8 protein-coding genes are annotated in these 7,137 nt (G+C 62.9%); 3 read left to right on the forward strand and 5 right to left on the reverse strand.

From position 1 onward, the window contains the following. Positions 1–190 precede the first annotated feature (190 nt). The 3 genes from Q0X68_RS09380 to Q0X68_RS09390 all read left to right on the forward strand — a co-directional run bounded on the left by Q0X68_RS09380 (position 191) and on the right by Q0X68_RS09390 (position 3,657). Positions 191–1,129 (forward strand): hypothetical protein, encoded by a 939-nt coding sequence (locus Q0X68_RS09380; RefSeq protein ID WP_297750734.1) that lies wholly within the window; start codon positions 191–193, stop codon positions 1,127–1,129. A gap of 296 nt (positions 1,130–1,425) precedes the next feature. After that, on the forward strand, positions 1,426–2,454 hold the full coding sequence (gene tdh, locus Q0X68_RS09385) for an L-threonine 3-dehydrogenase (protein ID WP_297750737.1): 1,029 nt from the start codon (positions 1,426–1,428) through the stop codon (positions 2,452–2,454). A gap of 15 nt (positions 2,455–2,469) precedes the next feature. Further along, on the forward strand, positions 2,470–3,657 hold the full coding sequence (locus Q0X68_RS09390; RefSeq protein WP_297750752.1) for a glycine C-acetyltransferase: 1,188 nt from the start codon (positions 2,470–2,472) through the stop codon (positions 3,655–3,657). A gap of 68 nt (positions 3,658–3,725) precedes the next feature. On the opposite strand, the gene rplQ is transcribed toward Q0X68_RS09390, so the two are convergent. The 5 genes from rplQ to rpsM form a co-directional block, all read right to left on the reverse strand. Next, entirely contained in the window at positions 3,726–4,277 is a 552-nt protein-coding gene (gene rplQ, locus Q0X68_RS09395; RefSeq protein ID WP_297750741.1) for a 50S ribosomal protein L17, read from the reverse strand. Positions 4,278–4,319: 42 nt separating this feature from the next. Continuing rightward, the gene (locus Q0X68_RS09400) at positions 4,320–5,336 is read right to left on the reverse strand and encodes a DNA-directed RNA polymerase subunit alpha (RefSeq protein ID WP_108870052.1); all 1,017 of its coding nucleotides are present in this window, start codon (positions 5,334–5,336) and stop codon (positions 4,320–4,322) included. A 78-nt stretch (positions 5,337–5,414) separates the two neighbouring features. After that, positions 5,415–6,020, reverse strand: coding sequence for a 30S ribosomal protein S4 (gene rpsD, locus Q0X68_RS09405; protein ID WP_297750746.1), 606 nt, complete (start codon positions 6,018–6,020; stop codon positions 5,415–5,417). A 34-nt stretch (positions 6,021–6,054) separates the two neighbouring features. Further along, positions 6,055–6,459 carry a 30S ribosomal protein S11 gene (gene rpsK / locus Q0X68_RS09410; RefSeq protein WP_108870056.1) on the reverse strand — a complete coding sequence of 135 codons (405 nt, stop codon included), beginning with the start codon at positions 6,457–6,459 and terminating at the stop codon, positions 6,055–6,057. 42 nt (positions 6,460–6,501) lie between these two features. Further along, complete coding sequence (gene rpsM, locus Q0X68_RS09415) at positions 6,502–6,876, reverse strand: 30S ribosomal protein S13 (RefSeq protein ID WP_108870058.1); 375 nt, start codon at positions 6,874–6,876, stop codon at positions 6,502–6,504. Between the last annotated feature and the right edge of the window lie 261 nt (positions 6,877–7,137).

Raw genomic sequence — 7,137 nt, forward strand, 5'->3', positions numbered from 1 at the left:
TCAGTGGAATGATCCTAGCGAGGGTATGACAGCGATGTGGGGGCAAGCACTCATCATCGGTCAAGGGGAATCGCAAGCCCACCTCCAGGGCGCTGGGCACTCGCGTTGTCCAGCCACGACACTTCGAGGTGCTGCTACAACATACCCAACCGTACGTAGACTGACGACGGAATGCACGGAGGAGACCCCAGTGAGCGAACACCAGTACCCAGAACGAGAGCTCATGCTCAATAGCGCCGCCGGCTACCTGATCCACGAACTCGAAGTGCGCGGCATCACCGCGACGCCGGTCATTACTGAACATGGACATGCTCTCGACATCGACGGTCGCGGCACATTGTCGCTGGAGAACCTGACTGACCAACTTCAAGAGCTTCCCATGCAGGAGTGGGAGGACACGCTGCAACGCTGGCTGCAGTTTGCGATTACAGCCGCGCAGGCCGACTCCGCTCCCCAGCCGAGCAGAGAAGAACTACTCACGATGATCCGGACTCGGATCATCTCAGGAGCGGAAGCAGAATCCTACGAATACGGGCGACCCTTTGGGAACGATCTACTACAAGTGCTTTGCCTTGACTATCCGACGCACGTCGCCACACTGCAAGACGAAAGCGTCGCAAAACTTGAGATCCCAGTGGATGCGCTCTTCGCTCAGGGCCAGCGCAACACGAACGCCGAACCCATTGATGAGTTCTTCGAAGAAGACAGTGTGCATTTCGCTAATGGTGAGTCTATGTTCATCGCTTCGAAGATCGGCGATGTACATGCGCTGCTCCAGCAACTCGAGATCGAAGCACCAGATGGACTGCTGCTCGCTGTCCCCAATCGCTCACTGCTGATGTATTCTCTGCCCACTCGCGACGAGGGCCTCACCAGTCTCATCCCGATAGCGCAACTGCTCAATACGCTTATCCCGGAGGCCGGATTCAATCCGCCGGGAGGCATGCTCAGCCGCAACGTCTATTACTGGGCACCCGACGGCACCTTTGAGCCACAGATCGGGAACTACCAAGAGTTCATAGATGATGCCACGGCTCATGGCCACAACCTCGACACGTCTGAGGAACAGGCGCTAGTCCTGAGCCCAGGCCCCAAGTTCACTGAGCGCTTCATGAAGGACGCCTCATAGCCCACCCGTAATTGCCCCACCGGAAACATATCCCGATCATCAAACACACTACGAACGCCTCGCCTGGTGCGGCCCACGAGGTTGATCGGGTACTCACCAGCCCGACGCCTTCAAAATCCGTACGCAGATTGATCGAACCCTCTATTTTGGGGGGTTAAGTGAATCTGCGTACGGATTTTGAAGTTTCGTGGTGGATGGATTCGACACGCCCGCTACGCGGGCGGCTCAACCACCGGTGGACGCGCAGCTACTCAACCACCAGCACCGCACCCGTCGCGGCATTACAGTGTGCAGGTATGAAGGCCATCGCAAAGACGCGCCCGGGCACGGGGCTCGAACTCGTCGACATCCCAGAACCCACGGTCGGCCCCACGGACGTCAAGATCAAGGTGCAACGCACAGGCATTTGCGGCACCGACGTACACATCGACCGCTGGGACGGGTGGGCAGCCAAAACCGTCGCCACCCCCAGAGTGCTCGGCCACGAGTTCGCAGGAACCATCGTTGAGGTCGGGTCGGCTGTGGACGGCCTCAGCACCGGCCAGTTCGTCTCCGGAGAGGGGCACTACGTGTGCGGCAGATGCCGAGCCTGCCTGGCTGGCCGACGGGAGGTGTGCGCCAACACCAAGGGCATCGGGTACGCCGTCGACGGGGCCATGTGCGAATATTTCGTGATGCCCGCCGCGAACGTGTGGGTCTACCCGTTCGATATCGACGCGGACGTCGCCGCTATCTTCGACCCCTACGGCAATGCCGTCCACACCGCCCTCCAGTTCCCGTGTCTTGCCGAGGACGTCCTGGTCTCCGGCGCGGGCCCCATCGGCATCATGGCTGCACTCGTCGCACAGTTCCAGGGGGCTCGCAACGTGGTACTCACCGATCTCTCCGACGAACGCCTCGCCCTGGCCCGACAGCTCGGCATCTCGCAGACCGTCAACGTGCGAACCCACCACCTCCGCGACGTGTGGCCACGACTCGGCGTCAAAGAGGGATTCGATGTCGGCCTAGAAATGTCCGGCTCCCCCGCCGCGCTCAGCACCATGATCGACCACATGGTGCACGGCGGACGCATCGCGCTGCTCGGCACCCCCGTGGGCAGCGTCGAACTTGACCTCAGCAAGATCATCTTCAACATGCTCACGCTCCAGGGCGTCACCGGGCGTCGTATCTTCGAAACCTGGTACCAAGGCACCGCCCTCATCTCAGCCGGGCTGGACATCTCCGGCGTCATCACGCACCGATTCCACTACACCGATTTCGAGCAGGCCTTCCGCATCGCAGGCGATGGGAAGTCCGGCAAAGTCATCATGAACTGGGAGGACTAACCCATGTACGGCAGCATGCAAGAAGCACTCCGCGACGAGCTCCAAACCCTCCGCGACGAGGGGCTCTACAAAGACGAAGCCGCGCTCACCAGCGCCCAGTCGGCGCAGATCTCCGTCGAGGATGGTCGCGACGGCGTACTCAATCTCTGCGCCAACAACTACCTCGGCTTGGCCGACAGCCCCGAACTCATCGCGGCCGCGAAACGCTCCCTCGACGAGTGGGGTTTCGGCATGGCTTCCGTGCGTTTCATCTGCGGCACGCAAACCCGACACCGCCAGCTCGAGGAGGCCCTCACCAACTTCCTCAGGCCCACGCCCGACGGCTGGGACACCATCCTGTATTCCTCCTGCTTCGACGCCAACGGCGGACTCTTCGAGCCGCTGCTCGGCCCCGACGACGCGATCATCTCCGACGAGCTCAACCACGCTTCCATCATCGATGGCGTCCGCCTGTGCAAGGCGCAGCGTTTCCGCTACAAGAACCGCGACATGGCCGACCTGGAAGCCCAACTCGTCGCCGCCAAAGACTGCCGCTACCGCATCATCGCCACCGACGGCGTCTTCTCCATGGACGGCTACCTCGCCCCACTCGACGAGATCTGCGACCTTGCTGAGCGCCACGACGCGCTGGTCTTCGTCGACGATTCCCACGCCGTGGGCTTCGTCGGTGAACACGGCGCGGGCACGCCCGAGCTGTTCGGGGTTCAGGATCGCGTCGACATCCTCACCGGCACCCTGGGCAAGGCACTCGGCGGCGCGTCGGGCGGCTACACCTGCGCTCGCGCGGAGATCGTCGAGATGCTCCGGCAGAAGTCACGGCCATATCTCTTCTCGAACTCGCTCGCACCTGCCATCACCGGCGCAACCCTGCGCGTGCTGGAGCTCATCCAGGGTTCAGGCGATTTGCTCGCCCAGCTGCGGGAGAACACCAGCTACTTCCGCACCGAGATGACGGCGCGCGGCTTCGAGATTCCCGAATCCACCCACCCGATCGTGCCGGTCATGATTGGCGATGCCGTGAAGGCGGCGAGGATGGCCAACGAAGTGCTCGCCCGCGGGGTGTACGTGCGTGCCTTCAGCTACCCCGTCGTACCGAAAGGCAAGGCGCGAATCCGCACCCAGCTGAGCGCGACGCTCACCCGCGCCGACCTCGATCGCGCCATCGACGCCTTCGAGCAGGCCCGCGACGTCGTCGAGGCGTAATCCCCCCAGCCCCACCAAACGCGAAGAGGGCCCCCGAAGGGGCCCTCTCAGCACGTTGGGTTACCGCGTCACTTGGACTCGGCGTCCTCAGCATCAGCGTCGGCAGCTTCCTCGGCTTCAGCGGGAGCTTCCTCCGCAGCGTCGGTGGCTTCCTCAGCGGCGTCGGTCGTCGCCTCGTCGGCTTCCTCGGCCTCAGCCGGAGCTTCCTCCGCCTTCGCGGGGGCTTCCTCAGCCTTTGGCTCAGGCTTGGCCTTCTTCTCGACCTTCTCAGTGACGAGCTCGATGATCGCCATCGGAGCGTTGTCGCCCTTGCGGGGGCCGATCTTGGTGATGCGGGTGTACCCGCCTTCACGCTCCGCCATCATGGGAGCGATCTCCTCGAAGAGCTGAGCCACAACACCCTTATCGGTGATGTCCTTCAGCACCTCACGACGGGCGGCCAGGTCGCCCTTCTTCGCCTTGGTGATGAGCTTCTCAGCCACCGGCTGCACACGACGAGCCTTCGTCTCGGTGGTGGTGATGCGGCCGTGCTCAAAAAGCTGCGTGGCCAGGTTGCGCAGGATGATCCCCTGATGCGTGGGGGTGCCACCCAGGCGAGGGCCCTTAGTTGGCTTAGGCATGTCAGTTTCTCCAGAAAATGTGTTCGAGCCGTGGGCTCGGGGTCAGTACTGCTCGGTCTCCGCGAAATCCGCGTCGTTGTCCTCGTCGTAGCGCTCGATGGCCTCCATCGGGTCGAAGCCCGGCGAAGAGTCGCGCAGCGCGAGGCCGAGACCTGCGAGGGTCTCCTTGACCTCGTCGATGGACTTCGAGCCGAAGTTGCGGATGTCCAGGAGGTCTTCCTCACTACGGGCGACGAGCTCACCCACGGTGTGGATGCCCTCACGCTTGAGGCAGTTGTAGGAACGCACGGAGAGGTCAAGATCCTCCACCGGAAGGTTGAGCGACTCGGCGATCTGCTCGTCGACGGGGGAAGGACCAATCTCGATACCTTCCGCGTCGACGTTCAGCTCACGAGCGAGGCCGAAGAGCTCCACGAGCGTGCCACCGGCGGACGCAACGGCGTCGCGAGGTGCGATGCAGGGCTTGGTCTCGACGTCGATCACCAGGCGGTCGAAGTCGGTGCGCTGGGCGACACGGGTGGCCTCCACCTTGTAGGTGACCTTGAGTACCGGCGAGTAGATGGAGTCGACGGGCACGCGGCCGATCTCTGCGTCCGGGTTCTTGTTCTGACTTGCAGAGACGTAACCGCGGCCGCGCTCCACCACGAGCTCCATCTCCAGCTTGCCGTCCTCGGCCAGCTCAGCGATGTGCAGCTCGGGGTTGTGAATCTGCACGCCTGCCGGGGGCTGAATGTCGGCGGCCGTCACGGCACCGGCGCCAGCCTTGCGCAGGTACATCACCACGGGCTCGTCCTCTTCCGACGAGAGCACGAGGCCCTTGAGGTTAAGGATGATTTCGGTGACGTCTTCCACCACGCCTTCCAGCGTGGAGAACTCGTGCTGGTTGCCCTCGATCTTGATGCTGGTGACCGAAGCCCCAGGAATCGACGAGAGCAGCGTGCGACGCAGCGAGTTACCGAGCGTGTAGCCGAAGCCGGGCTCGAGGGGCTCGAGCACGAAACGCGAACGGTAATCGGAGATGACCTCTTCGGTGAGCGTAGGACGCTGAGCGATGAGCATTGTGTTTCCTTCCCGCACCAACCGCTATTTGATGGTGCGATAACGGGGGCCGGAGCGGTTCCGGCCCCCAGGGTGCTACTACTTCGAGTAGAGCTCGACGATCATCTGCTCCTGAACGTCCACGACGATCTGTTCGCGAACGGGGAGCTGGTGGACGAGGATGCGCATGCGGTTGGGGCGGGCCTCAAGCCACGCCGGAACCGTGCGCTCGTGATGCGTCTCGCGAGCAACAACCAGCGGGTGGAGGTTCATCGACTTCTCAGCGACGTCGATAATGTCCTTCTCCTGCACGCGGTACGACGGGATGTTCACGCGCTGACCATTAACCAGGAAGTGGCCGTGCACGACGAGCTGGCGGGCCTGACGACGGGTAGACGCGAAGCCTGCGCGGTACACGACGTTGTCGAGGCGGGTCTCGAGGATGCGCAGCAGGTTGTCACCGGTCTTGCCGGGGAGACGATCTGCTTCTTGGTAGTAGCGACGGAACTGCTTCTCGAGCACGCCGTACGCGAAGCGAGCCTTCTGCTTCTCCTTGAGCTGCAGCGAGTACTCGGAGTCTTTCGTGCGCCCACGCCCGTGCTGACCCGGAGGGTACGGGCGACGTTCGAACGACTTGTCGCCTCCGACGAGGTCAGTCCCGAGACGACGAGACTTCTTGGTGAGAGGGCCGGTGTAACGAGCCATGATTCTCTGCTGTCCTTTCTATCTCGAGATTGACTTACACGCGACGACGCTTGGGCGGGCGGCAGCCGTTGTGCGGCACGGGGGTCACGTCGGAAATGGTGCCGACCTCGAGCCCGATGGCGCCCAGCGAACGGATGGCGGTCTCACGGCCGGAGCCGGGGCCCTTGACGAACACGTCGACGCGCTTCATGCCATGTTCCATGGCGCGACGTCCGGCAGCCTCGGCTGCCATCTGCGCGGCGAACGGTGTCGACTTGCGCGAACCCTTGAACCCGACGGTGCCGGCGGACGCCCATGCAACGACGGCGCCCGAGGGGTCGCTGATCGAGATGATGGTGTTGTTGAACGTGCTCTTGATGTGGGCCTGGCCCACCAGCACGTTCTTCTTTTCCTTGCGGCGCATCTTCTGCTGTGCGCCCTTGCGGCCTGCAGTAGCCATAAGTGTGAGTTTCTCCTACAGTCTTCCAGCTCACCGCGGGGGTCAGCGTGCCTTCTTCTTGCCGGCGACGGCCTTCTTCTTGCCCTTGCGGGTGCGAGCGTTCGTGCGCGTGCGCTGGCCACGAACGGGCAGCCCGGCGCGGTGACGTCGGCCCTGGTAGTTGCCGATTTCAACCTTGCGACGGATATCTGCAGCGACGCTACGACGCAGGTCGCCTTCAATCTCGTAGTTACCTTCGATGTGGTCACGGAGCTTGACCAGCTGGTCTTCCGTGAGTTCGTGGACTCGAAGATCGCCGCTCACTCCCGTGGCGGCGAGGGTCTCGGCTGCGCGGGTCTTCCCGATGCCGAAGATGTAGGTGAGTGCAACCTCCAGGCGCTTTTCGCGCGGAAGGTCTACACCAACGAGGCGTGCCATCAGGCGGTACCTTTCTAGGTTTCAACTGGTTCTGGCCAGTTGCGAAGGTGTGTGGCGCGTCGCGTCCCCGCTGCCTTGGCTGGCCGATACTTCGACCACGGGGCCCCGGCCTTCGTCCGGGGGTGGGGGCTGGCGAACCAGCCTTTTGCGAACACGTTGCTTCAGTTGTCGGCGGGCGGACAGTGCCGTACCCCGCGGCGGTTTGCGTTTAGCCCCTGTCTCTTATACACATCTGACGCTGCCGACGACTCCTTACGTGTA

Source organism: uncultured Tessaracoccus sp., assembly GCF_947286155.1.
Lineage (GTDB): Bacteria > Actinomycetota > Actinomycetes > Propionibacteriales > Propionibacteriaceae > Arachnia.